Annotated in this window: 16 protein-coding genes; 5 read left to right on the top strand and 11 right to left on the bottom strand. The window is 73.9% G+C overall.

All coding sequences use genetic code 11. The annotated features are described in order from the left end of the window. Positions 1-31 precede the first annotated feature (31 nt). From ACFY07_RS08040 to ACFY07_RS08015, 6 genes are all read right to left on the bottom strand, one after another. Positions 32-3,721 (bottom strand): AAA domain-containing protein, encoded by a 3,690-nt coding sequence (locus tag ACFY07_RS08040; RefSeq protein ID WP_390867880.1) that lies wholly within the window; start codon positions 3,719-3,721, stop codon positions 32-34. Positions 3,722-3,924: 203 nt separating this feature from the next. Then, entirely contained in the window at positions 3,925-5,526 is a 1,602-nt protein-coding gene (locus tag ACFY07_RS08035) for a cellulase family glycosylhydrolase (protein ID WP_390867879.1), read from the bottom strand. A 703-nt stretch (positions 5,527-6,229) separates the two neighbouring features. After that, positions 6,230-6,718 carry an ATP-binding protein gene (locus ACFY07_RS08030; RefSeq protein ID WP_230650838.1) on the bottom strand — a complete coding sequence of 163 codons (489 nt, stop codon included), beginning with the start codon at positions 6,716-6,718 and terminating at the stop codon, positions 6,230-6,232. A 169-nt stretch (positions 6,719-6,887) separates the two neighbouring features. Continuing rightward, positions 6,888-7,661, bottom strand: coding sequence for an enoyl-CoA hydratase/isomerase family protein (locus ACFY07_RS08025; RefSeq protein WP_230650835.1), 774 nt, complete (start codon positions 7,659-7,661; stop codon positions 6,888-6,890). Positions 7,662-7,858: 197 nt separating this feature from the next. Continuing rightward, positions 7,859-9,148 carry an Ig-like domain-containing protein gene (locus ACFY07_RS08020; RefSeq protein WP_390867878.1) on the bottom strand — a complete coding sequence of 430 codons (1,290 nt, stop codon included), beginning with the start codon at positions 9,146-9,148 and terminating at the stop codon, positions 7,859-7,861. A gap of 174 nt (positions 9,149-9,322) precedes the next feature. Beyond that, the gene (locus tag ACFY07_RS08015; RefSeq protein WP_390867877.1) at positions 9,323-10,549 is read right to left on the bottom strand and encodes an Ig-like domain-containing protein; all 1,227 of its coding nucleotides are present in this window, start codon (positions 10,547-10,549) and stop codon (positions 9,323-9,325) included. Positions 10,550-10,786: 237 nt separating this feature from the next. Here ACFY07_RS08015 and glgX point away from each other — a divergent pair, with 237 nt between their 5' ends. From glgX to ACFY07_RS07990, 5 genes are all read left to right on the top strand, one after another. Beyond that, complete coding sequence (gene glgX / locus ACFY07_RS08010) at positions 10,787-13,075, top strand: glycogen debranching protein GlgX (RefSeq protein WP_390867876.1); 2,289 nt, start codon at positions 10,787-10,789, stop codon at positions 13,073-13,075. A 74-nt stretch (positions 13,076-13,149) separates the two neighbouring features. Further along, complete coding sequence (locus ACFY07_RS08005; RefSeq protein ID WP_230650828.1) at positions 13,150-13,695, top strand: sigma-70 family RNA polymerase sigma factor; 546 nt, start codon at positions 13,150-13,152, stop codon at positions 13,693-13,695. Further along, complete coding sequence (locus ACFY07_RS08000; protein ID WP_390867875.1) at positions 13,692-14,486, top strand: anti-sigma factor family protein; 795 nt, start codon at positions 13,692-13,694, stop codon at positions 14,484-14,486. The genes ACFY07_RS08005 and ACFY07_RS08000 overlap by 4 nt, the downstream gene beginning before the upstream one ends. Before the next feature lie 247 nt (positions 14,487-14,733). After that, entirely contained in the window at positions 14,734-16,704 is a 1,971-nt protein-coding gene (locus ACFY07_RS07995; protein ID WP_390867874.1) for an ABC transporter ATP-binding protein, read from the top strand. After that, positions 16,701-18,644, top strand: a complete 1,944-nt coding sequence (locus ACFY07_RS07990; RefSeq protein ID WP_390867873.1) for an ABC transporter ATP-binding protein — start codon at positions 16,701-16,703, stop codon at positions 18,642-18,644. Before ACFY07_RS07995 ends, ACFY07_RS07990 begins: the two co-directional genes overlap by 4 nt. Before the next feature lie 134 nt (positions 18,645-18,778). Here ACFY07_RS07990 and ACFY07_RS07985 read toward each other — a convergent pair whose 3' ends face one another. The 5 genes from ACFY07_RS07985 to glgP all read right to left on the bottom strand — a co-directional run bounded on the left by ACFY07_RS07985 (position 18,779) and on the right by glgP (position 24,834). Beyond that, entirely contained in the window at positions 18,779-19,519 is a 741-nt protein-coding gene (locus ACFY07_RS07985) for a hypothetical protein (RefSeq protein ID WP_390867872.1), read from the bottom strand. 27 nt (positions 19,520-19,546) lie between these two features. Then, on the bottom strand, positions 19,547-20,173 hold the full coding sequence (locus ACFY07_RS07980) for a hypothetical protein (RefSeq protein ID WP_230650813.1): 627 nt from the start codon (positions 20,171-20,173) through the stop codon (positions 19,547-19,549). Then, positions 20,170-21,411, bottom strand: a complete 1,242-nt coding sequence (locus ACFY07_RS07975) for a putative T7SS-secreted protein (protein WP_390867871.1) — start codon at positions 21,409-21,411, stop codon at positions 20,170-20,172. Before ACFY07_RS07975 ends, ACFY07_RS07980 begins: the two co-directional genes overlap by 4 nt. Positions 21,412-21,424: 13 nt before the next feature. Then, a complete protein-coding gene (locus ACFY07_RS07970; protein ID WP_390867870.1) occupies positions 21,425-21,997 on the bottom strand; it encodes a WXG100 family type VII secretion target in 573 nt (190 codons plus the stop codon). A 134-nt stretch (positions 21,998-22,131) separates the two neighbouring features. Then, entirely contained in the window at positions 22,132-24,834 is a 2,703-nt protein-coding gene (glgP, locus tag ACFY07_RS07965; RefSeq protein WP_390867869.1) for an alpha-glucan family phosphorylase, read from the bottom strand. Positions 24,835-25,306 lie beyond the last annotated feature (472 nt).

The following is a 25,306-nucleotide window of genomic DNA, read 5'->3' as shown; positions in this document are numbered from 1 at the left end:
TGCGCCGGCCGGACCTGCCGTGCCGCGGCGGTCAGTCACCGAACATCCGCCCGGCCGGCAGCACCAGGCCGTACTGCCGGAACGCCTCGCAGACCTGCGCCCAGAAGTCCACCCCGCTGCCTGCGAAATGCTCGAGGTCGCCGACCATGACCAGAAGCCGCCGGGCGCGCGAGCACATCACATTGACCAGATCGGGCTGGACCAGGTGGCCCAGGTTCTTCCACGGCTGGTCCTTGGCCTCGCTCCGGTTGCGGTCCCGGACCAGGGAGACGACGACCGCCTCGGCCTCCCGCCCCTGGTAGGCGTGGACGGTGTGGACGAAAGGGGCCAGGTCGCTGCGGGCGCGCAGCAGATCGGTCTGCTGCCGGTACGGGGCGAGCACGGCCAGGGCATCATGGCCCCCGCCCTCGCGACGCGGCTGGGGACGCGGGCTGAGCCGGGACACCAGCTCGGCCACGACCTCGACCTCACCGCGGTTCTTCCAGGCGGGCTCGTCCTCGCAGCCGGTCAGGGCGTGCGTGTCCAGCCAGACGAGCGACGCGTCGCCCAGCCATTCCGGCGCACCGTAGCCGTGCGGCTCGTCGGCCTTCCCGGTGCGGATGAGCCCCTCGCCCCCGGGGTCCTCGGGATCAGGGTAGAAGACCCGGCTGATCAGGTTCCCGATGGGCCGGTTCATCCGGAACTGCGTGCTGAGCGTGCGTACGGGCCGGGACAGGGAGCCGTCGGCCCGGTCGGTGCCGGCGGCCGGCCGGTCGAAGAGGCTGCCGAACATGTTGAAGACGCGCAGGTACTCGGCACTGCGGAAACCGTGCAGGGCCAGAGCGGGGTCGGGGTGGTCGGCGGAGTCGTGCAGGAAGCGTTCGACGTCCTGTCTGCGGTGGGCCGGGAGCTGGTGGTGATCGCCGATGAGGGTCCATCGCAGGCCCTGAGCGAGGGGGATGGCGATCTCGGTGGGCCACGCCTTGGCAGCCTCCTCGATCAGCACCCAGTCGAACGGCTCCTCGTTGCCGGTGACCGACATGTGCTCCGGGTCGGCGGACGAGCAGGTCGCGAAGACGAGGTTGGCGGAGCGCCGGATGCGGTCCGTGAGTTCGGGCACGGCCCCCTTCGCCACCTTCTCCCACTCTTTGAGCAGCTGCAGCTCCCGGCTGTCCCGGCCGGCCTCCTTCTGCGCCCTGACGGCGTACTTCTGGAGGGCCTCGGAACGAGCCTCGGCGAGCTCTGCGGGACGGAAGGGGCGCAGGCGGTCGTCCACGCGGTCGGCGGAGGAACTCGTGGTGACACGCAGCGCGATGATGTCGCCCACGGTGAGTGCGTCGAGCGGACGGTTCTCCGACGCGTCCTTCCCGCCGGCCTCCCCCTGCTGCTCGCCCTCCGGGGCGAGCCGCTCCAGGATCCGGGCGGCCAGGTTGTCCAGGGCCCAGTTGGACTGGGCCGAGACCATCACCCGGGCAGCGGGCTCCTGCCTGAGGTAGGCGATGACCGCTCTCGCGGTCATCTCGGTCTTGCCGGTGCCGGGGGGCCCCTGGAGAGCGAAGAACGGCTGCGACACCAGCATGTCGGTCACCACCTCGCCCCCCACCAGGCCGGTGCCCGCGTCCTTCCAGCGCTCCGGAAGCCCCTTGATCGTCGTCGGGTTCTGGAGCTGCTGGAGGAGCACCTTGTTTCCCAGGAGCTTCCAGCGCGCGTGCAGCTGGCGGCGGTAGGCGACCCAGCTTCCGAGATCCCCCGCGGGGCGGATCCAGCCCCGGTCCGGGGGCCTGCCGCTGTCGGAGTGCAGGCGGACCCGGATGGCCTGCTCGCCCAGCTGATCGTCGAGGCTGACGAGGACCCGGCGGTCGCGATGGCGCCGGGGAGCGCCGTTGCGGTCGTCCAGGACCTCGATGTCGCCCCCCTCCTCGGAGGCGAAGGAGGCGAAGAAGTCGCCGAGGGGCGGCCGGAGCGCCGGGTCCTCGCAGTAGTAGGTCAGCATGGCGTTGCGGTGCCTGCGGGCGTCGTCGCGCGCCGCGTCCAGCCGCAGCGTCAGGTAGCGGGCTCCGCTGTCCTCCTTGTCGACCTCGTAGGCGTACTCACGGGCCTGGAGTTCCACCTCCTGGTAGCTCAGCAGCCAGTCGAAGGCCTGCTCGTAGACCAGGTCGGTCGGCGAGTCGACCACCGCCCGCGCGATCGCATCGACGAGCGGGGTCCACTTGGGCCGGCCGGCCTGCGCCCTGGCGAACTCCGCCGGGTGGATGTTGTAGGCGACGGCCTCGACTGAGGGGATGGTGCGGTGGAAGCGGGTCCGGGCGACGTCGTCCAGGATCGAACGGCCTGCGGAGCTGTCGAGGGACACCGTGTACTTGATCACCAGGGTGTCCTCGCGGGGCGGGCCCAGCGCGGTGCCGAGCGCGCTGAACGGCCGGTAGCGCTGGCAGAACCAGGCCGCCCGCGCCCCGATCAGGAGCAGCTGGGCCTCCCGCTTGGTCTGCTTGTCCCCCGGAACGACGTAGGGCACTGCCCCGTGCGGCGCGTGGACCAGGCGCGCCCCGCACAGGTCCTGCTCGATGAGCTCGGCGAGCTCCCGGTGCCCTTCCTCGGACTCCGGGTCATGGGTCAGCCATCCCCAGTGGTACAGCGTATGGCGGGACTCGGCGGGGAGGAAGGCCATCAGGTAGGGCAGTTGGACGTCCGAGACCTGGGCCCAGTGGCCCGATATCTCCTCGTAGTTGCTGCTGATCCGCTCCACGACCTCGTAGCTGGTGGGCCGTTCGCGGTGGTGGTGGGCGAGCATGTCGGTGAGGAGCGCCCGCAGGGGGCCGGGAAGGTCGGGGTGGTCAGCGAGGGCTTCCCGCAGGGCCGTGTGCCGGTTGCGCGCCCAGGCGAGCAGGTGGTCGCTTCCCGGGGCGGACGGAGCCGCCGGACCGGGCCTCTCGGGGAGGAACCACTCGGCGACGGTGGCGCCCAGGCTGAAGACGTCGGAACTGGCGTGGTCGGCGGGCTCGGTCCCCTGGACCGGGAAGAGGTAGGCGAGCCTCTCCGGGGCGCAGTAGGCCAACGCCTCGGTGTCCTGCCCGAGCAGGAGACGGGTGACCTGCTCGGCGGCGTACTCGGTGTCCATCTCGGTCGCCCGCAGCAGATTGCCGATGAGGGCGCTCATCTCGAAGCGGGAGAGTCGCAGCTGCAGCCGCTCGGGGCCGACCGGCATGGAGGTGTCCTGGTGGACGTCGATGCTGCCGGGCCACAGGTTCCGGTGCACGATCTTTTGTCCGTGCAGTACGGACAGTGCGTCCGCAAGGAAGAAGAACTGCCTGACCGCCACCGCGTGCTGTCCCCGGAGGTCGTCCAGGAGGCCGCCGTCCGCGAGGCTGTCGACAGCGCCCTTGGTGACCACGTACGCGAATCCGTTGACGTCGAAGCCCTTGGAGCGGGTCGCCTCGGCATCCCGGTAGCCGCCGGTGACGATCTCCGGTAGTGCCGGGTGGCGCAGGGCCGCCGCGCGCAGCAGCACGCGGACCTCCTGTTCCCACAGGTGGCCCGCGACGTTGGAGAGTCCCTGGTAGAGCTGGAGCGTCACCGGGAACTGGCCGCCGTCGGTGAGGTCGTACCGGTGCAGCGCACCGGAGATCAGCTCGTGGCTGCACTCGGCGACGTTCCGTCCGGCGGGTGTGCCGTAGCGCCCCAGGGCGGTCTGGGGGTCGCAGAAGAAGTACTCGACCAGCCGGTCCGTCTCCGCCGCTTCCACTGCGCCTCCGCTTGCCCCCGGGTCCCCGCTCGCACCGCGGCTCGTCCATACATAGCGCAAACCGGCCCGGGAATCAGCCGGTTGGCACGGTGACGGATCCTTCCGGCACCAGGGCCGCCGGCTGCCCCGCACGCACGCGCCCCCGACGGTCCGGCCGGACCGTCGGGGGCGCGTGCGTGCGGGGCGGCCGTGCGCGGGGGCGGTCAGCCCGCGGTGCAGACCGGGGTGAGCGTGCCGGGCGGGCCGGTCACGTTCGCCTGGAAGCCCAGGTCGGTCGAGGCCCCGGGCGCCACCGACGCGTTGTAGTCGACGTTGGCGGCGGAGACGGACGCGCCGCTCTGCACGACCGTGGCGTTCCAGGAATTGACGATCCGCTGGTCGCCGCCGAAGGTCCAGGTGACCTTCCAGCCCTTCGTCGGCGCGGTTCCGGTGTTCTTCACGGTGACGATGCCGATGAAGCCGCCGCTCCACTGGTTGTCCACGCGGAAGGACGCGGTGCAGCCGGGGTCGCCGCCGCCCGTGCTCCCCGCCTGGGTGGTGGCGGTGACGGCGGCGGACGCGGGCGAGGTGTTGCCGGCCGCGTCACGGGCCTTCACGGTGTAGGCGTAGGCGGTGGAGGCGGTCAGGCCGGTGTCCGTGTAGGAGGTGCCGGCGGTGCTGCCGACCTTGGCGCCGCCGCGGTAGACGTCGTAGCCGGCCACGCCGGTGTCGTCGGTGGCGGCTCCCCAGGAGAGCGAGACGCTGCTGCTCGTGGTGGCGGTGACGACCGGTGCGCCGGGCGCGGTGGGCGGCGTGGTGTCGGTCCCGCCCCCGCCGGTGCCGCTGTAGACGGACGCCTCCTTCGCGGTGGACCGGATGCCGTTGGCGCCGTTGAAGACCCGCTGGCCCCAGCTGGTCAGCCGGGAGGCGCCGAAGCCCGTCGCCATGTCGAGGTACTCGACCCCGCCGCCGTTGCCGCTCCAGGACCAGCCCAGGTAGCCCAGCCCCAGCGACTGCGCGGTGGACATGATCGCGTCCTCGTCGGGGTCGCCGTCAGTGTGCTTCCAGCCGAACTCGCCGACCACGACGGGCAGTTTCGCCGAGACGAAGCGGTTGAGGTAGTCGCTCACCTTGGCGGCGGTGTTGAAGACGCCGTACATGTGCACCGAGAAGACCGTGTTGGCCTCGGGGTCGGCTGAGAAGACCGTGCGGGCGTTGTCGCGCATGGTGAAGGACCAGTCCTGGCCCCAGTTCGGCGCGTCGACCATGAGGGTGTGGTGGAAGCCGGCGGCGCGCATCTTCCGGATCGCGTTGGCGGTGTCGTTGGTCCAGGCACCGGTGTTGGTGTTGCCGTAGGGCTCGTTGCCGATGTTGATGACGACGTAGTCCTCCTGGCCGTCCAGCGCGCTCTTCACGCCGGCCCAGTAGTCGGCGGCCCGGCTCAGGGAGACGGCGCCGCTGCTCTCGCCGTAGCCGGTGGTGTCGTGGACCTCCAGGACGCAGATCAGGCGGTCGGCCTTGCACCGGGAGACGACATCGGCGACGTCGGCCGTGTCGTTCTTCGTGTAGAGGTCCCCGCTGGAGAGCACCACCCGGACGGTGTTGGCGCCGAGCGCCTTGATGTCGTCGAGGGCGTCGAGGTGGGTGGGGTACCAGGTGTGCGCGTGGCTGACGCCGCGCATGACGAAGTCGCTGCCGCCGGCCTCCACCAGACGGCCGTTGCTCACGTGGAGGCCGGTCGCGGCGTGCGCGGGCTGGGCGGCGGCGAGCATCGGGACGACGAGTGCGAAAAGCGCCGCCAGGGCACCGGCAATGCGTTTTCTCATGGGACGACTCCCCTGTCGGGAGGAATCTCGCGGATTCCGTTCGGGGGTCGCGGCACAGCACGGCGACCGGACTCTGCCCCTGTTCCGACCTGGGGCTTCGGCACCGTGTCGACCGGCGACATCGTCGCCCGGGGCCGGGGCGCAGGGCGCCCTTCCGGCTGCCCGAATGGTCGACGGCATTCGGTGCGGGACTCAGCGTAAAGGCGTACCCGAACGATGACAACGGTGTGAACCGAACCGGTTTAGCAGATTCCCCGGGAGGCTGCCCGGGCCCTCCCCGCGGACACTGCGCGGACGCCGCACGGGCCCTGCCCGGACGCCCCGCCGGGGGTGCGGACGCCGTGCGGGCAGGGCCGCGCCGGGGGGCGGACGCGCACCCCGGAGCCGGAGATCCGGCGCAAACAAGGCCTGCAGCCCGACAGGCTCACGAACACAAGGTGAATCGATATGCACACCTTTGAATGCCAGGCGTACGGTTTGCCCGACTGTCCCACCCTGTGGGACACTGGCACCCGTTGACCACGGCCTCCGCACGACCCGGCACGGCCGTCACGCACCGCACGGCACGCACCCCCTCTGGCCTGCGCGGTGAGCTGCAGGGCCCCCGCACCGCCTCATCACGGCGCACGGGGGCCCGCATGCGTTCCGGGCGCCTCCCGGCGCCTCCCCGGCGGTCCTGCCTCCCGGGCGGCCCTCGGCCCCCTCAGCGCTCGCGCACCCGCAGCTCGAACCAGACGCTCTTGCCCCGCGACAGCAGGTCGGCGCCCCAGCGGTCGGACATCGCCTCGACCAGCTGCAGCCCCCGCCCGGAGTCCGCGTCGGCCTCCACCCGGATCAGGCACGGCAGCGCCCGCGACGGGTCCCGCACCTCGACGCGCAGGCAGCCCGGCCGGCGGGCGAACCGCACGCCCACCGTGCGGCCGCCGGTGTGCCGTACGGCGTTGGCGACCAGCTCGCCCACGAGCTGCTCGGCGGCCTCCCGCTGCTGCACCAGACCCCAGAGCTCCAGCACGGAGAGGGTCAGCCGCCGCGCCTCGCCGGCCGACTCCGCCGTCGCCGGCAGCCGCACCTCGTCGACGGCGGGGTGCGAGAGGCGGTCGAAGAAGGCGGCCTCCAGCGGGTCCGGGGCGAACTCGTCCGGGAACCCCGGGCTCGGGTGGTGCGTCCGCTCTGCTTCTCCCCGGCCCGACATGCGCCCATCATGGCCGCTGCGGCCCCCGGACGTGGCCACAACCGGGAAAGGATCATCAGTCGTACGATCGCGCCGCCCGCGCCGCGGCGGGGTCCGGCCGCGGCGCGGGCGGCGGTCACGGGCGGCGCCCACGGGCGCCCGGCCACGGCGCGGGCGGGGCGCGGGCGTGTCAGCGGAACTTCGCCTTGCCCGGGCCCTCCTCGACGAAGCTGCGCATCCCGATCTCGCGGTCCTCGGTGGCGAAGAGCCCCGCGAAGAGGCTCCGCTCGATCGCGAGCCCCGAGTCCAGGTCGGTCTCCAGGCCGCGGTCGACGGCCTCCTTGGCGGCGCGCAGCGCCAGCGCCGGGCCGGCGGCGAGCTTCGCGGCCCACGCGTGCGCGGTCGCGTACACCTCCTCGGCGGGGACCACCCGGTCGACGAGGCCGATGCGCAGCGCCTCGTCGGCCTTGACGTGCCGGCCGGTGAAGATCAGGTCCTTGGCCCGGGAGGGGCCGACGAGCCGGGCCAGCCGCTGGGTACCGCCCGCACCGGGGATCAGGCCGAGCAGGATCTCGGGCTGGCCGAGGCGGGCGTTGTCCGCCGCGACGCGGACGTCGGCGCACAGGGCGAGTTCGCAGCCGCCCCCCAGCGCGTAGCCGGTGACCGCGGCGACCACCGGCTTGGGGATGCGGGCCACGGCCGTGAAGGCCTCCTGGAGCGGGCCCCCGCGCTCGGCCATGTCGGCGTACGACATGGCCTGCATCTCCTTGATGTCGGCGCCGGCCGCGAAGACCTTCTCCCCGCCCCAGAGCACGACCGCGCGCACGTCGGACCGGCGCGACGCCTCCTCGGCGGCCTCGCGGAGCTGGTCCTGCATGGCGGCGTCGAGGGCGTTCATCGGCGGGCGGTCCAGGCGGACGGTGCCGACGCCGTCCTCGACGTCGAGGTGGACGGAACGCGTCATTGCGGCCTCCGGGGCGGGTGGTGCGGAACGGGTCCGGTGCGGGCGGGGTGCCGCCCGGGCCGACCCTAGCGCGTGGCCGCCCGGGGGCCGGGACGGAGGGCCGGGCACGGCGGCCCGGACACGGCCGGGGCCCGGCCCCGGGCACTCGCGGTGCTCCGGGCCGGGCCCCGGCGGGCGGCCTGGCGGCCACGGGCCGGTCAGCTGCCGGCCGTCCACTGCGACCAGTCCATGTTCCAGCCGTTGATGCCGTTGAACGGGTCGACGGTCCTGTCGTGCGAGTGGACCACCTCGACCACGTCGCCGATCAGCGAGTGGGAGAAGAACCAGGCGCCCGGGGTCCCCGGGTCCTTCGCCCCCTTGGCGTCGCGCAGGCCCACGCAGCCGTGGCTGGTGTTCTCGGCGCCGAAGATGCCCGGCCTGCCCCAGTAGTTGCCGTGCACGAAGGTGCCGGAGGTGGTGAGCCGCATGGCGTGCGGCACGTCCTTGATGTCGTACTCGCCCTTGAAGCCGACCGAGTCGCCGTTCATGCGGGTCTCGGTGTACTTCTCGGAGATCACCATCCTGCCGTTGTAGGTGGTGTTCTGCGGCGACCCGGCGGAGATCGGGATCGTCCGGAGCACGGCGCCGTTCTTGCGCACCGTCATGGTGTGCTTCTCGGCGTCCACCAGGCTGACCTGCGAGCGGCCGATGGAGAACTTCACGTCCTTGGACTGCACGCCGTACACGCCCGGGGAGCCCTGGACGCCGTTGAGCCGCAGGCCCAGGGTGACCTGGGTGCCGGGCGCCCAGTAGTCCTTGGGGCGGAAGTCCAGCCGCTGGCCGTCGACCCAGTGGCCGACCACGTCGACCGCGGGGTTCGCGGTCACCTTGATGTGGCCGAGGACGTCCTTGCGGTTGGCGATCGGCTTGTTGAACCGCAGCGAGACGATCATGCCGACGCCGTAGGTCTGCCCCTGCTCGGTGTTGAAGTAGCCGATGAAGGTGTTGGCGGGCGTCAGCGTGGTGAAGGTGGCGTTCTCCACCGCCTCCAGGTTCTTGGCGTCCTTGGCGTGCGCCTCGACCCGGTACTTGACGCCGGTGTTCAGGGAGTCGGCCGGCGTCCAGCTGCTGCCGTCGGCGGCGAGGGCGCCGGCGACGGCCGCGCCGGACTCCGAGGTGACCTTGACCGAGGTGAGCTTCCCCTTGGCGACGGTGACCTTGAGGGCGTCGCGGGTCGGGACGTTGGAGGCGCCGTCCTTGGGCGTGATGGAGATCACGGCGTCGGAGGTCTTCTGCGCGGCGGCCTTGTCGGCCTGGCTGGCGCCCTTGTCGGCGCCGCCCTTGTCCCCGGACGCGTCCGAGGACTTCGACCCGCCGGAGCTGCAGGCGGTGACGAGGGCCAGCAGGAGGCCGAGGAGCAGGGCGAGCGCACCCCGCGCGGCGCCCCGGTTCCTGCCTCGTACGGCGCTCGGGCGTATCGCGGCGGCTGCCGCCTGTTCCGGCTTCACGTGTGTGCTCCCCTCCCGGTTTCACCTCACTACACGCACAGGGGAGCGGGCCGGTTGCACCGGGCCGTGATCCTGCACGCGGCTGGACATCCGAGGATAACGGCAGGCAGCGGCGGCCCCGGAGCGAGGGCGCGGGCGGCCGCGGAGCGGGCGGGGCCCGGCAGGGGGACGCGGTCAGCGGGGCTGGGGGCTCCACTGCGACCAGGGGAGGTTCCAGCCGTTGAGCCCGTTGGCCGGGTCGACCGTGCGGTCGTCGGAGCCCTCCACGCGGACGACGTCGCCGATCAGCGAGTGGGCGAAGAACCAGCCGGCCGGGGTGTCGGCGCCGCCGCCCTTGGTGTCGGCGAGGCCCACGCAGCCGTGGCTGGTGTTCTCGGCGCCGAAGACCGAGCGGGGGGCCCAGTAGTTGCCGTGCACGAAGGTGCCGGAGCCGGTCAGCCGCATGGCGTGCGGCACGTCGGGGATGTCGTACTCGCTGCCCAGGCCCACGGTCCGGGAGTTCATCCGGGTCACCGCGAACTTCTCGGACACCACCAGGTACCCGTTGTAGGTGGGGTGCTGCGGGCTGCCCGCCGAGATCGGCAGGGTGCGCAGCACGCCGCCGTCGCGGCGCACCGTCATGGTGCGGGCCCTGACGTCGACGGTGGAGACCTGCGAGCGGCCGACGGTGAACCGCACGTCCTTGCGCTGCACCCCGTACACGCCCGGCGCGACCCGCTGGTCGCGCAGGCGCAGCGACAGCAGCACCCGGGTGCCGGGCTTCCAGAAGTACTTGGGCCGGAAGTCCAGGCGGGTGCCGTCGAACCAGTGCAGCCGCACCGGGACGGGCGGGTCCGCGGTGACCCGCACCGCCCGCTCCACCGCGGCCCGGTCGGCGATCGGCCGGGTGAACCGCAGCGAGACGGGCATGCCGACGCCGACCGTCGAGCCGGCCTCGGGCGTGAAGAACGCGACGGCGGTGTGCTTCGGCACGAGGGTGGTGAAGACGGCGTGCCGGGCGGCCTCCAGGCCCTCGGCGTCCCGGGCGGTGGCGTCCACGGTGTAGCGGGTGGAGAGCGCCAGCGGCGCGTCGGGCAGCCAGGCTGCGCCGCCCGGCTCCAGGTGGCCGGGGACGGGGTGCCCGCCGTCGTCCGCCAGCCGGACCGAGGTCAGCCGCCCCCGCTCGGCGGTGACGCGGACGGAGCCGGTCGGCGCGACGTCGGAGGCGCCGTCGGCCGGTACGACCGTGACGGCGGCGCGGGAGACCCGCGGGGGCGCGGGGGTGGCGGCGACGGCGCCGTCCGAGGAGGGGTGCACGGGGTCGGCGGGTCGGCATCCCGCCAGTGCGGCCAGCACGAGCAGGACCCCGCCGACCGCGGCGAGGGCGGTGCGCCCGCCCCGCGCGGTGCTTCCCGGGTGCATCCCGGCGCCTCCCTGGACTCACTCGGACGGCCGATCCCGCAGGTGCCGACCGGGCCGGGCCCGGCGCCCGGCCAACCGTCCCAACGATCCGGCGCCCGCAAGGACACGGCTGCATCACCCAAAGCGGTGGAGCGGTCACGGAGGGTCGCTGACGGATTCCGTGCGTGACAGGCGCCCCCGATCTGGGGAAACAAGGAGTGACGGGGCACGGGACGCCCCACGGCGGGAGGGTGCGCCATGGCGGCATGGCAGCAGGTCGGCGGCGGACCGGACGAGGGCCGTGCCCGCTCCGACCCACGCCCGGGGACCGAGCTGCGGCTCGTCCCGACCGGGCCGGTCGCGGCGCCGCCGGAGCCCGACCCGGGACCGGAGCCCGCGTGGCCGGGCAGCTGGCAGCCGCTGGGCGCCCGGTACCGGACGGCGGCCGACGGCACCCCGGGCACCAACTTCGCCCTGTGGGCGGCGGGCGCCGAGGCCGTGGAGCTGTGCCTCTTCGACGACGACGGCGCCGAGACCCGCCACCCGCTCGCCGAGCAGACCTTCCAGACCTGGCACGGCTTCCTGCCGGGGGTCGCCCCGGGGCAGCGGTACGGCTTCCGGGTGCACGGCCGCTGGGACCCGTGGACCGGCGCCCGGTGGAACCCGGCCAAGCTGCTGCTGGACCCGTACGCCCGGGCCGTCGACGGCGTCGCGCGCACCCACGACGCCCAGTGCGGCTCGGTCCGCGACTGGCCGGAGGCCGACGTGGCCGACACGGTCCGCGACAACCGGGACTCGGCCCCGTACGTGCCCAAGGCCGTGGTGGTGCAGGACGACGACGACTGGCAGGACGACCGGCGGCCGAAGACGCCGTGGGCGGAGACGGTCCTCTACGAGGTGCACGTGCGCGGCTTCACCATGCGCCACCCCGGCGTGCCCGAGCACCTGCGGGGCACCTACGCCGGGCTGGGGCACCCCGCCGCCGTGGAGCACCTGGTGCGGCTCGGGGTGACCGCGGTGGAGCTGCTGCCGGTGCACCAGTTCGCCGACGAGGACCACCTGCAGCGCCGCGGCCTGCGCAACTACTGGGGGTACAACACCCTCGCCTTCTTCGCCCCGCACGGCGGCTACTCCTCCTCGGGCACCCGGGGGCAGCAGGTCGGCGAGTTCAAGCGGATGGTGCGGGCGCTGCACGCGGCCGGGATCGAGGTGATCCTGGACGTGGTCTACAACCACACCGCGGAGGGCGGGGCCGGCGGCCCCACGCTGTCCTTCCGCGGCATCGACAACGCCGCCTACTACCGGCTGCCGCCGCTGCACCGGCGCGGCTACGCCGACTACACCGGCTGCGGCAACACCCTGGACACCCGCCGGCCGCACGTGGTGCGGCTGATCACCGACTCGCTGCGCTACTGGGTCGCCGAGATGGGCGTGGACGGCTTCCGCTTCGATTTGGCGGCGGCGCTGACCCGCGGCAGCGACGGCGTGGACATGGACTCCCCGTTCCTCGCCGCCGTGTCCCAGGACCCGGTGCTCAGCCGGGTGAAGCTGATCGCCGAGCCGTGGGACGTCGCCCCCGGCGGCTACCAGGTGGGCGGCTTCCCGCCGCTGTGGGCCGAGTGGAACGACCGCTACCGGGACACCGTGCGGGACTTCTGGCGCGGCGCCCACCCCGACGTGCGGCAGCTCGGCTACCGGCTCTCCGGCTCCTCCGACCTGTACCAGCGCGGCGGCCGCCGCCCCTACGCCTCCGTCAACTTCGTCACCGCGCACGACGGCTTCACCCTGCGCGACCTGGTCTCCTACGACCGCAAGCACAACGAGGCCAACGGCGAGGACAACCGCGACGGCACCGACGACAACCGGTCGTGGAACTGCGGCCACGAGGGGGAGACCGCAGACCCGGAGGTGACCGCGCTGCGCCGCCGCCAGCTGCGCAACATGCTGGCCACCCTGCTGCTCTCCGCCGGCGTGCCGATGCTGGTCGCCGGCGACGAGATGGGCCGCACCCAGGGCGGCAACAACAACGCCTACTGCCAGGACAACGAGACCGGCTGGGTCGACTGGTCGCTCCTGGACGACCCCGGCTGGCGGGCGCTCGCCGACCTGGCCGGGCGGCTGGTCCGGCTGCGCCGGGAGCACCCGGTGCTGCGGCAGCGGGCGTTCTTCTCCGGGCGGCCCGGGCACCCCGGCGGCCTGCGGGACCTGGCCTGGTTCACGCCCGCCGGGCGGGAGATGACCGAGGCGGACTGGTACGAGCACACCGGGACGCTGGGGATGTTCCTGTCCGGCAGCGACATGGCGGAGCGCGACCCGGCGGGGCGGCCGGTGCGGGACGACAGCTTCCTGCTGCTGCTGAACGCCTCCCACCGCGACGTGCCCTTCGCCCTGCCCGGCCGGCCCTGGGCCGGCGGCTGGCGCACGGTGGCGGACACCGCCGCGGAGGAGCAGGCGCAGGCCCCCGGCGAGGTGCTCGCCGCGGGCGCGGAACGCGTGCTGGAGGGCCGTTCGCTGCTGCTCCTGCGCGCGGTTGAGCCCTCGTCATAACCTCAGCCTCAGGTCATCCTTAAGGGAGTCTAGGGTGCCTTGAACCACTCTGCGGCAACGGGCGTACTGGACCCATGCAGCAGACAGCCACGGCAACAACGACCATCACGGCCCACAGCGACTCGGAGTGGGTGCGAGCCCTGTACGCGCGGTACGGACGCTCTGTCCTCGGACACGTCCTGCGGCTGCTGCACGGCGACTACCAGCGGGCGGAGGACCTGGTGCAGGAGACGTTCCTGCGGGCGTGGCAGCACCGGGCCACCCTCGACCCCGAGCGCGCCGGGCCGTGGCTGCACACGGTGGCCCACAACCTGGTGGTGTCCGCCTTCCGCCGGACGCAGGCGCGTCCGCCGGAGAGCCCGCTCGGCGAGGAGGAGCCCCCCGGGCGCGGCGAGGACGAGCTGGACCGGATGCTGGAGAGCTGGCAGATGGCGGAGGCCCTGCGGGGGCTGCGGCCGGACCACCGTGCGGTCCTGGTCCAGGTGTACTACCTGCGGCGTACGGTGGCGGAGGCCGCCCAGCACCTGGGCATACCCGCGGGGACGGTCAAGTCGCGCTGCTACTACGCGCTGCGCGCACTGCGGAACGTGCTGGAGGAACGAGGGGTGACAGCACCATGACGTGCCAGGAGAGCGTCTCTCTGGGCGCCTACATGCTCGGAGCGCTCGACGGCCGGGAGCGCGCCGCGCTCGAACGGCACCTCGACGGATGCCCGCGCTGCCGGGACGAGCTGGTCCAGCTCGCACCCCTGCCGGGGCTGCTGCGGCGCACGCCGTTCGAGGAGATGGCGGAGACCGCGGAGGACGCGGAGGCGTTCCCCCGGCTCGCGGCGGTGCCCCGGACGGCCGGGCCGCCCGCGGAGCCGGCACCCCCGTCGCCGGGCGGCGGCGGGACCGTCCTCCCCTCGGCACGCGGCGGACCGCCGTCGCACCGCGCCGCTCCCCACCACGAGCCGGCGCCGGTCTCGCACCGCCGGGACCACAGGACGAGGCGGCTGCTGACCGCCGCCTCCGTCGCGGTGGCGGCCTGCGCCACCGGTGCCGCCGTCTACCTCGGGGTGACGCGCGGCGACACCGCAGCCGCGCAGCCGGCGGCGGCGACCCTGCACGCGACCGACCCCGCCAGCCGGGTCGGCGCCACGGCGGGCCTGGTCCGCAAGGCGTGGGGCACCCAGGTGGAGCTGCGGCTCGACGGGCTGCCGCAGGGCATCCGCTGCTCCATGGTGGTGCACACCCGGGACGGGCGCACCGAGACCGGGGGCACCTGGGGGTCGGGCTACGCCGACACCACCGCCGTACCCGCCTCCACCTCGGCCCGGCCGGAGGACATCAGCAGCATCGACATCGTGTCCGACTCCGGGCACCGGCTGGTGCGGCTGACACAGGGCCGGGGGGCCCGGCGGGACGGGTAGCCGTCCCCGGCCGGCAGGCCGCAGCAGGCGGCACGCCCAGCACGCCCAGCACGCCCAGCACGCAGCACGGGACACACCGGGATGGCGGAGCCGTCCCGGCCTTTCGCATGCCGGTCCTCCGCGGGTCCGGCGCCCCTCCTCCCGTGCCGGGACACGCCGGGCCGCGGGCGCGCCGCGGCCCCCTCCCGGGCGGAGCGGCCGGAAAACCGGGTGTGCTTGTCGGTGGTGAGTCGTACGCTCGCGAACGATGTCCGAAGACCCGGCCGCAGCCGCCACCCCGTCCCCTGCTCCGGCGCCCGCACCCGCGCCGAAGCGCTCCGCCGTGCGCTCCCTGCTCCGCCTGTGGCCCTACGTGCGGCCGGTGCGCTGGTTCCTGGCGGGCTCCACCACGGCCGCCCTGGTCGCCTCCAGCGCGGCGCTCCTGGTGCCGCTGGTCCTGCGGCGGATCGTGGACGGCCCGATCGCCCGCCACGACACCGCCGGGCTCTGGCCGCTCGCCGGCCTGCTCCTGCTGCTGGGCATGGCCGAGGCCGGACTGTTCGGCGTCCGGCGCTGGCTGATCGCCCGTCCGCTGGCCCGGGTCGAGCGGACCATGCGGGGCGACCTGCACGCCCGGCTCCAGCGCCTCCCCGTCTCCTTCCACGACCGCTGGGCCTCCGGGCAGCTGCTGTCGCGCGCCACCTCGGACCTCTTCACGCTGCGGCTCTTCCTGGCCTTCCCGCTGGTCTTCCTGATCGTCAACACGGCGACCTTCCTGACCGGCGTGGCCATCATGTTCTCGCTGGACTGGCGGCTCGGGCTGATCCTCGTGCTGCCCGCCGCCCCGCTGGTGCTGCTCTGCTCGTACTTCGAGGCCCGGTACAGCAGGGCCGCCCGCCGGGCCCAGGACCAGATCGGCGACCTCGCCACGGTCGTCGAGGAGTCGGTCCTCGGGATCCGCATCCTCAAGGCCTTCGGCCGCCACCGCACCATGGCCCGGCGCTTCCGGGAGCAGGCGTCCGAGCTGCGCTCCACCGAGCTGCACAAGGCGCGGCTGCTGGCCGACCTGTGGGCGGTCGTCGTCGGCCTGCCCGAGGTCGCGCTCGGCGCGGCCCTGTGCACGGGGTGCGTGCTGGTCGCCCACGGCCACCTCAGCGCGGGGACCCTGGTCGCCTTCCTCTCCACCGCGCTGGCGCTGCGCTGGCCGGTGGAGTCCCTGGGCTGGCTGCTGGCGTACAGCAACGAGGCGGCGACCGCGGCCGACCGGTTCTTCGAGGTCATGGACACCCCCGAGGCCGAGGAGCAGGACGCGTCCGCCGCGGCCCGGGCCCGGGCGGGCCGGCCGCAGGCCGACCGGGCCTCCGGCGGCGCCGCGCCGGACGGCATCCGCTTCACCGGCGTCCGGTTCCGCTACCCCGACGCGCCGCCGGACTCCCCCGACCTGCTGCGCGGCGTCGACCTGCACGTCCGGCCCGGCGAGACGATGGCCCTGGTGGGCGCAACCGGCAGCGGCAAGACCACCCTCACCGCCCTGATCCCCCGCCTGTACGACGCCACCGCCGGATCGATCACGCTGGACGGCACCGACGTCCGCGACCTGTCCCGGCGGCAGGTGCGCGAACGGGTCGCCACCGCCTTCGAGGAGCCCACGCTCTTCTCCGCCTCGGTGCGGGAGAACGTCCTGATGGGCGCCCCCGACGCCGGGCAGGAGGCGCTGGACCGGGCCCTGGACACCGCCCAGGCCCACTTCACCCGCCGACTGCCCGACGGCCTGGACACCCAGGTCGGCGAGCAGGGCCTCAGCCTCTCCGGCGGCCAGCGCCAGCGGCTGGCCCTGGCCCGCGCCGTCGTCGGCCGACCCGCCTTCCTGGTGCTCGACGACCCGCTGTCCGCGCTGGACGTGCACACCGAGGCCCTGGTGGAGGAGGCCCTGCGCCACGTCCTCGCCGACACCACGGCACTGGTGGTGGCGCACCGGCCGAGCACCGTGCTGCTCGCCGACCGGGTGGCGCTGCTGGCCGACGGCCGGATCGCCGCGGTCGGCACGCACCAGGAGCTGCTGGGGTCCTGTCCCGCCTACCGGGAGCTGATGTCCGGCGAACCGGCCGGCCGGGAGCACACCGCGGACGGCACCGGTGGGGCGGACGGCACGGAGAGCGCGGTGGGCACGGTGGGCACGGAGCCTGCGGACCGCACCGGCAGGACGGACACCGTCCGGGAAAGGAGCACGGCCCGATGACCTCGACCACCGAGACGGAGCCGGACGCCCTGCGGGACGGCCCCGGCCCGGAGCCCGCGGGCACCGGGACCGCGGCCCCGGCCGGCGCCCCCGCCGACGGCACCTCCGAGGACACCCCCGGCGGCATTGCCGCCGACGACGCCGGGCCCCCGCACGGGGAGGACGAGGACATCCCCGTCCCGCCGGGCGCCCCCCGCGCGCTGCTGCGCAGCCTGATGGGCCCCCACCGGCGGCGGATCGCCGTCGCCATGCTGCTGATCCTGGTCCAGCAGGCAGCCCTCCAGGCCGGGCCGCTGCTGGTGTCGGTCGCCATCGACCGGGCCATCCCCGCGCTGCGCCGCAGCGAATCCGGCCCGCTGGTGGCCGTCACCGCCGCCTACCTGGGCTGCGCCCTGCTGGGCACCCTGCTCCAGCGGGCCTTCATCCGGCTCTCCGGCCGCATCAACCAGGACGTCCTGCTGGACCTGCGCGGCCGCATCTTCCGGCACGCCCAGCGGCTCAGCCTGGACTTCCACGAGCGCTACACCTCCGGACGGATCATCTCCCGGGCCACCAGCGACGTGGACGCCCTGCGGGAGCTCCTCAACGAGGGCCTGCAGGAGCTGCTCTCGGTCGCCCTGTCGGTCACCTACATCTCGGTGCTGCTGCTGGTGATGGACTGGCGCCTGGGCCTCGCCTCCCTGGCGTCCTTCGTGCCCGTGTACCTGCTCACCCGGTCCTTCCGGCGCCGGTCCCGCACGGTGTACCGGCGCTCCCGCACCGCCGTGGCGACGGTGATCGTCCGCTTCACCGAGACCATGAACGGCATCCGGCCGGTGCAGGCGTTCCGCCGGGAGCAGGCCAACGACGAGGCGTTCGGCGTCGTCAACGCCGAGTACGCGACGGCCAACGCGGACGGACTGCTCGCGATGGCCCGCTTCGTCGCCTCCTCCCGCGCCACCGCGAACGCGTGGATCACGGCCGTGGTGCTGTGGGGCGCGTACCTGGTCGCCGACGGGAGCCTGCGGCTGGGCGTGCTGGCCGCCTTCGTGCTGTACCTGCGGCGGCTGTTCGACCCCATCGACCACCTGGCCATGTTCCTCAACAGCTACCAGTCGGCGTCCGCGGCCCTGGAGAAGATCGCCGGCCTGCTGGCCCACGAGCCGACCGTCGCCGAGCCCGCCGAGCCCGAGCGGCTGCCGGAGCGGCCGGAGGCGTCGGCCAAGGGGCTCGAGGTGGCCTTCGAGGGCGTCTCCTTCGCCTACCGGAACGGCAAGGAGGTGCTGCCCCGCTTCGACCTGGTGCTGCCCGCCGGGCAGACGGTCGCCGTGGTCGGCGCGACCGGCGCGGGCAAGTCCACGCTCGCCAAGCTGCTGGCCCGCTTCCACGACCCCACGGACGGCCGGATCACCCTGGACGGCGTGGACCTGCGCCGGCTCTCCACCCCCGACCTGCGCCGCGGCGTGGTGATGGTGACCCAGGAGTCCTTCCTCTTCTCCGGGACGGTCGCCGACAACATCGCCGTCGGCCGCCCCGGGGCCACCCGCGAGGAGGTGGAGGAGGCCGCCCGGGCCATCGGGGCGTACGACTTCGTCGCCGCGCTGCCGGAGGGCTTCGACACCGACGTGCGCAAGCGCGGCGGACGGATCTCGGCGGGCCAGCGGCAGCTGGTCGCCTTCGCCCGCGCGCTGCTCGCCGACCCGGCCGTCCTCATCCTCGACGAGGCCACCTCGTCGCTGGACGTGCCCGGCGAGCGGGCCGTCCAGGAGGCCATGCGCACCGTGCTGGCGGGCCGCACGGCGGTGATCATCGCCCACCGGCTCTCCACGGTGGAGATCGCCGACCGGGTGCTGGTCATGGAGCAGGGCCGCGTCGTCGAGGACGGCACCCCCGTCGGCCTGATCGGCTCCGCGGGCCGCTTCGCCGACCTCCACCAGGCCTGGCGGGACAGCCTGGTCTGACCCGCCCGGGTCCGGCCGGTCCGGTCCAGGAGGACCGGGCCGGCCGGAGGGCGGGCGCGTACCGGCCGGAGGACGCCGGGAGGGGCGCCCGGACGGGGCGCCGGCCCGGGCACGGCAGGCGGACTGACGCCGGGTCAGCCGAACGCGGCGGCGATCCGGGACGCCCCGTCACCGGCCGGGGCCGGAACGGCCGGCCCGCCCTGGCCGCCGCCGTACCCGCCTGTGCCCCCGCCGTCCCCGCCGCCGTGCCCGTCCGTGACGAACCGCAGGCTGCGCAGCAGGTCCACGACCACCGGGCAGTAGACCTCCCAGTCCTGCACGCTGGGCGTGGTGAAGGTGACGACCAGCAGGCTCCGCCGGGCCGGGTCGGCCGCCGCCGGCACCGGGATCCACGCCTGCAGCGTGGCCACGGTCACCGGCTCGTCCTCACCGGACTCGGTCAACTCCGCAGGGATCACCATGCCGGGTGCGGCCTCGACGGTGATCGCCGCCGGGCCGCACGGCAGGTCGTACCGCTGGACCTTGCGGTTCTCCGACCCGGGTCCGCGCCCCCGGATGCGAAGGACACCCTCGACGGCGACCTCCGGGTCGGTGCAGTCCGCTTCCGTATGGGCCAGGAAGAGAGAGGAGGCCGAGGGATGGTCTCTGACCCTGCCGAGCGCGGTGGAGGCATGGAAGATTCCCAGTTCCCTCATGAGCCGCGAGGACTGCTCATAGTCGGTCAGCAGTCCCTTGAGCACGAAGGCCGGAATGTCCTCGACCCGTTCGGCGCCGATGCGGTGGACGAGTGCGGTGCGGACCTCGTCGGGATCCGCACCGATCGCCAGGTCGTGGAAGTCCGGCGGAAGGTCGAAAACGACCTGATAGTCGGGCATGCCGTCACCGGCCTTTCTCTGTGGCGTTCAGCGCAGTGTCGCGGGCGGCGGGCCAGGTGGGGAGCCTGCCCCGACGGATGCGTCTCCGATGCCCAGCCTGGCTCTGGCCCTGGCAGCACCGGCCGCATGACGACGCGGGACGAAGACCGTGCCGATGAGGGTGCAGACGAAGAGAGCAGCAACGACGACGGCCCACACCAGCCAGAAACCGGGGCCGCGCCCCCAGGCGGCGACGGCGCCACCGCCCGCAACCATCGCCAGGACACCCCAGAAGTAGCGGGAGTTTCCCCTGTCGACCATGACGAGCGAGAGGAGGTCGGCACGCTCCTCCCGGGTCGGCAGGGCGACCTTCGCTCCAGGGTGCCAGCCGGGCGGCGTCCAGCCCCACGGTGCACCCATGGACCAGGAGACCGGCGGGGGAAACGTCGGATCGAGGTGCGGAGCGCGCATCCAGGCGGCCCTCCGCCGGGCAGAGGCTGAATCATCGCGGACGAAGTGGAACAGCGCCCCGTTCTTGAGGGGAGACAGCCCTTCGTAGCGGTAGCCGTACAGGTAGGACATCCACAGAAGCTCAGGGCCGTCCATCGTGTACTGCGAGGAGTCCACGCGGGGGCGGCCGTCGAAGAGCGCGGCGATCCGGTCGAGGTTCATCACTTCCCCCGCTGATCCGCAGCAGCGGCGTCCTTCTTGCTGCCGTCGTGCCAGGCGTTCTGGAAGCCGACCAGGAGGCCTCCCGCGAGAGGGGAGCCGAGAACCGTGGTGACGGCGTACTCGTCATGCTGGCGCTTGCCCTTCGGCTGGAAGTAGCCGAGGGTGTGAGGATCTCCGACCATGTCCTTCAAGGACATGGTGTTGAGGAGGAATCCCGTTCCGCCTGTGACCAGTTCCCCCTGGGCTGCTGCGCGGACGACCCGGGGTGCCGCCATCCCGACTCGTCCCGCAACCGCGATGCCGTCGCCGAACCCGAAGGACAGGGCACCGAACGTGTCCTGGGCGAGAGTGCTGCCGGACACGTCCGCCCCACCCGCCTTGGCCGCCGCATGGAAGCCCAGAGCGCCCAGGCCGAGCACACCTGACGTCGCATTGAGCATGAGTCCGACGGGCTCCACAGGAGGGAAGGCACAGCCGACAAGATCGATCGCGGTGCCGACCACGCCCACCAGCGTGCTGGCGGTGGAAAGCATGTCCCCCACCGCCGCGATGGCGTTGGCGTGGTTCTTGACGAAGTCGGCGACGGACCTGGCCATCCGCAGCTGGAGGGTGACGAGGTCCTTGATGCCGTCGGCGAGGCGGTCGAAGAGGCCGGGGCCGTCGGGGGCGCCCTCTGCGGCGCGACGGATCGCGGCGGCGCAGCGGTCGGCGAGGTCCTTGTGCTGGCCGGCGAGGTCCATGGCCTGCGCCCGGATCTCGCCGAGCGCCTGGGAGGCGGCCTCCAGCTCGCGGTTGGCGGCGTCCAGCCGGGACTGGGCGGCGGCGAGGTCGGCGTCGTTGTCGAAGACGTGGCCGGCCAGGTCCAGGTCGGGATTGCCCTCCGCCCGCTTCATCCGCTCGCGGGCCTGCTCGGCCTCGTGCTCGTAGGCGCGGGCCTTGGACTGCATGCCGTCGAGGTCGGCGCGCCAGCCGTCGAGCTGCCGGGCGGCGTCCTCGAAGGACCGGCGGGCGGCGTCGAGCTGGGCGGGCAGCGGCGCGACGCGGGCGCTGAAGCCCCGGGCGGCGTCGCCCTGCCAGTCGGTGCCGCCGCCGGTGACCCGGCGGAGGGTCTGGTGGGCGGCCTCCAGGTGCCGGGCCGACGAGGTCAGCTGCATGACCAGGGCGTCGACGTTGCCGGGGTTGCCCGGTGCGGGGTCGAAGCCGAGCGCGGGGAAGTCGGGGTCGAGCGTGAAGCCGGTCATCTGCGGATCCCCCTCAGACCGTGCGGATGTCGTCGCGGCGGACGAACTCCGCGGAGCCGTCGCCGTGGTCGATCGGTACCGTGTCCGGCCCCTGGGGCCGCCAGTCGCCGGGCCGGAGCCGGTACGGCATGGTCTGCACGTCCCCGGGGCCCGCGCCCTGGCCGTGCCCCTGGCCGTGGTCGGGGAGGAGCGCCGGTCCGCCGTCCAGCGACCGCGGGTCCGGCGGCAGGTGCTGGCCGCCGCCGTGCTCGATCCGGCCCGGCCCCGGCCGCGGCCCCGGTCCCGCGCCGCCGTCGAGGGCGCCGCGGAACATGCCGCTCAGGGCGTCCTCCGTCGCGCGGTAGGCCTTGGCGGTGGCCTCCAGGCCCTGGGTGACGGCCTCGGCGGTCTCCCGGATCTGCTGGAGCCCGTAGCCCCATTTGTCCTGGAAGTCGTCGCAGGCGTGGTCCAGGTTCTTGCTGCCGGTGGTCCTCGGACCGGTGGTCTCCATGGAGTGCCGGGCGGCGGTCATCGCCGCGACGCTCTCCTTCAACTCCCTGGCCAGCGCGTCCAACTGCTGGACGTCCACGCTGAACGATCCCGACACCCGTTCCCCCTCGGTGTGGTCGGCGGCAGGCCCGGCGCCGTGGACGGGCCGGGAAAAACGCGTGCCATCCTAACCACAGGCGCACGGGCGCCCCCCGCCCGAGTGGGGACGGGGGGCGCTCGGGAGGGGGTGCGTCAGCGCAGCAGGCCGGCGTCCATGCCCGCCGACTCCGGCGGGACGGCGACGAGCCCGAGCTCGGCGGTGGAGGCCAGCAGGGGGTGCGCGGGAAGCACCCGAACGGTGTACCCGAAGGGGCCGGTGCGGGCGAGTTCCAGCGGTCCCTCGTAGAGCCAGCGGCCGTCGAGGCCGGGCCTGCCGGAGGGCTTGAGCGAGACGACGGCCGCGTCGGTGATGCGGTCGCTGTCGTCGACCCGGCCGGCGACCGCCTGGACGTCCACGTCCGACGGCTCCAGCGCGCCGAGCGCGACCTGGACCCGCAGCGCGAGGGTGGAGCCGAGTTCGGGGGCGTCGGCGGGTCCCCCGGCCTCCACGTGCTCCACCCGGACCGCCGACCAGGCCTCCCGCACGCGGGACTTCCAGCCGGCGAGCTCGCGGGCGCCGGAGTACGCCTCCCCGTCGGGGACCGTCCCGGCGAGGCGCCGCTGGGCGGCCGCGGCGGGGGCGTAGAGCCGGTCGACGTACTCGCGGACCATGCGCCCGGCGAGCACCTTGGGGCCGAGGTGGACCAGGGTGTGGCGGACCATCTCGATCCAGCGGTGCGGCAGCCCGCCGGGCCCGCGGTCGTAGAAGCGGGCGGCGACCTGGTGCTCGATCAGGTCGTACAGGGCCGAGGCCTCCAGGTCGTCCCGGCGGTCGGCGTCGATGCCCTGGCCGCCGGTCATGCCGGCGCCGTGGACGTTGCCGCCCACGCCGGTGCCCTCGGCGGTGGGGATCGCCCAGCCGTTGGACCCGTCGAACCACTCGTCCCACCAGCCGTCGAGCACCGAGAGGTTGAGGCAGCCGTTGAGGGCGGCCTTCATCCCGGAGGTGCCGCAGGCCTCCAGCGGGCGGAGGGGGTTGTTGAGCCAGACGTCGCAGCCGGGGTAGAGGTGCTGCGCCATGGCCATGTCGTAGTCGGGCAGGAAGACGATGCGGTGGCGCACCGCGGGGTCGTCGGAGAAGCGGACCATCTCCTGGATGAGCCGCTTGCCGCCGTCGTCGGCCGGATGGGCCTTGCCGGCGATGACGATCTGCACCGGCCGCTCGGGGTGGAGCAGCAGGCGGCGCAGCCGCTCGGGGTCGCGCAGCATCAGGGTGAGCCGCTTGTAGGAGGGCACCCGGCGGGCGAAGCCGATGGTGAGGACGTCGGGGTCGAGCGCGGACTCGGTCCAGCCGAGTTCGGCGTCGCCGGCGCCGCGCTGCCGCCAGGAGGTGCGCAGCCGGCGGCGGGCCTCGTCGACGAGCTGGGCGCGCAGGGCGCGGCGCAGCTCCCAGATGTCGGCGTCGGCGATGGCCTCGACGCCGTGCCAGCGCTTGGCCTCGCCGGTGATCATGGCGTTCTCGGCGTGGGCGGCGCCGATCTCGCGGGCGCCCAGCCGGACCACGGCCGGGTCGATCCAGGTGGGGGCGTGGACGCCGTTGGTGATGGAGGTGATGGGCACCTCCGGGGCGTCGAAGCCCGGCCACAGGCCGTTGAACATCCGGCGGCTGACCTCGCCGTGGAGGGTGGAGACGCCGTTGGCGCGCTGGGCCAGGCGCAGGCCCATGGCGGCCATGTTGAACAGGCGGGGGTCGCCGCCCTCCCAGGACTCGGCGCCCAGCGCGAGGACCCGGTCGGCGGGGACGCCGGGCAGGGCCGCGTCGCCGCCGAAGTGGCGGGCGACCAGGTCGCGGTCGAACCGGTCGATGCCCGCCGGGACGGGCGTGTGGGTGGTGAAGACGGTGCCGGCGCGGACCGCCTCCAGGGCGGCGTCGAAGTCGAGGCCGGTGCCGTGGGCGAGTTCGCTGATGCGCTCCACGCCGAGGAAGCCGGCGTGGCCCTCATTGGTGTGGAAGACCTCGGGCTCGGGGTGGCCGGTGAGGCGGCAGAAGGTGCGGACGGCGCGGACGCCGCCGATGCCGAGCAGCATCTCCTGGAGCAGCCGGTGCTCGCTGCCGCCGCCGTAGAGGCGGTCGGTGACGTCGCGCTCGGCGGCGGAGTTCTCCTCGATGTCGGAGTCGAGGAGCAGCAGCGGCACGCGTCCCACCTGGGCCTTCCAGATGTGGGCGTGCAGCCGGCGGCCGCCGGGCAGGGTGAGGACGACCCGGCAGGGGCTGCCGTCGGGCTCGCGGAGGAGGCTGACGGCGAGTTCGTTGGGGTCGAGCAGCGGGTAACGCTCCTGCTGCCAGCCGTCCCGGGAGAGGGACTGGCGGAAGTACCCGTGCCGGTAGAACAGGCCGACGCCGACGATCGGCACGCCGAGGTCGCTGGCGGCCTTGAGGTGGTCGCCGGCGAGGATGCCGAGGCCGCCGGAGTACTGCGGCAGGGCGGCGGCGATCCCGTACTCGGGGGAGAAGTAGGCGACGGCGGCGGGGAGCGGCTCGCCGTCGGTGCCGGGCGGGGCGCCCTGGTACCAGCGGGGGCCGGTGAGGTAGTCGTGGAGCTCGTCGGCGGTGTCGTGGAGGCGGCGCAGGAAGCGCCGGTCGGCGGCGAGGGCCGCCAGCCTGGCCGCGGGGACCTCGCCGAGGAGGCGGACCGGGTCCTCGCCGGTGGCCTCCCAGACCTCCGGGTCCACGGAGCGGAAGAGTTCCCGGGTCTCCGGGTGCCAGGACCACCGCAGGTTGAGAGCGAGGTCGTGCAGCGGCTGGAGTTGCTCGGGCAGGACGGTGCGGACTGTGAATCTGCGGATTGCCTTCACTCTCGGAAGCCTAGCCGCGGGGGTGGCGCGCAGGCAGCGTCAACTCGTCGTCCGGGGGCCGTTCGGCCCAGCGTCGGAGATCACTGCGGGCGCGGGGCCGCACGCGGCGGCGCAGGGGGCGCGCGGTCGGCTCCGTCCGCGCGCCGGGCGCGCGGGGGTCCGCCCGGAGCGTCCGGCTGCGGCCGAGACACGCCGCAGACAGGACCAAACTGCTGCATGGCGGCGGACGCCGGTGCGAGGATGCGTGCGGGGCGAAGGCTCCCCGCGGAGGTCCGGCCGGACGCCGGTTCCGTCGGGGCTCCGTGCCCGGATGTCCCTGTTTCCCGTTTCCCCTGTTCCTCCCCCTCGCTCCCGCCCGGATCCGCTTCCGCGTCGACATGATCACCGGTGGCTGATGTCTGCGTGTCCTCGCTCCGTGCGCGCTCGTTCTCGAGTCGGGTACGGCTGCCCGTCCGGACCACCCTCCGGGACG

Source organism: Streptomyces sp. NPDC001380 (assembly GCF_042895785.1).
Lineage (GTDB): Bacteria > Actinomycetota > Actinomycetes > Streptomycetales > Streptomycetaceae > Peterkaempfera.
This window is presented reverse-complemented; position numbering and strand designations above follow the sequence as displayed.

Bases quoted from the DNA above. Each gene is read 5' to 3' on its own strand.
- ACFY07_RS08035 (WP_390867879.1), bottom strand. From the start codon at position 5,526: ATGAGAAAACGCATTGCCGGTGCCCTGGCGGCGCTTTTCGCACTCGTC.
- ACFY07_RS08030 (WP_230650838.1), bottom strand. From the start codon at position 6,718: ATGTCGGGCCGGGGAGAAGCAGAGCGGACGCACCACCCGAGCCCGGGG.
- ACFY07_RS08025 (WP_230650835.1), bottom strand. From the start codon at position 7,661: ATGACGCGTTCCGTCCACCTCGACGTCGAGGACGGCGTCGGCACCGTC.
- ACFY07_RS08015 (WP_390867877.1), bottom strand. From the start codon at position 10,549: ATGCACCCGGGAAGCACCGCGCGGGGCGGGCGCACCGCCCTCGCCGCG.
- glgX (WP_390867876.1), top strand. From the start codon at position 10,787: ATGGCGGCATGGCAGCAGGTCGGCGGCGGACCGGACGAGGGCCGTGCC.
- ACFY07_RS08005 (WP_230650828.1), top strand. From the start codon at position 13,150: ATGCAGCAGACAGCCACGGCAACAACGACCATCACGGCCCACAGCGAC.
- ACFY07_RS08000 (WP_390867875.1), top strand. From the start codon at position 13,692: ATGACGTGCCAGGAGAGCGTCTCTCTGGGCGCCTACATGCTCGGAGCG.
- ACFY07_RS07995 (WP_390867874.1), top strand. From the start codon at position 14,734: ATGTCCGAAGACCCGGCCGCAGCCGCCACCCCGTCCCCTGCTCCGGCG.
- ACFY07_RS07990 (WP_390867873.1), top strand. From the start codon at position 16,701: ATGACCTCGACCACCGAGACGGAGCCGGACGCCCTGCGGGACGGCCCC.
- ACFY07_RS07985 (WP_390867872.1), bottom strand. From the start codon at position 19,519: ATGCCCGACTATCAGGTCGTTTTCGACCTTCCGCCGGACTTCCACGAC.
- ACFY07_RS07975 (WP_390867871.1), bottom strand. From the start codon at position 21,411: ATGACCGGCTTCACGCTCGACCCCGACTTCCCCGCGCTCGGCTTCGAC.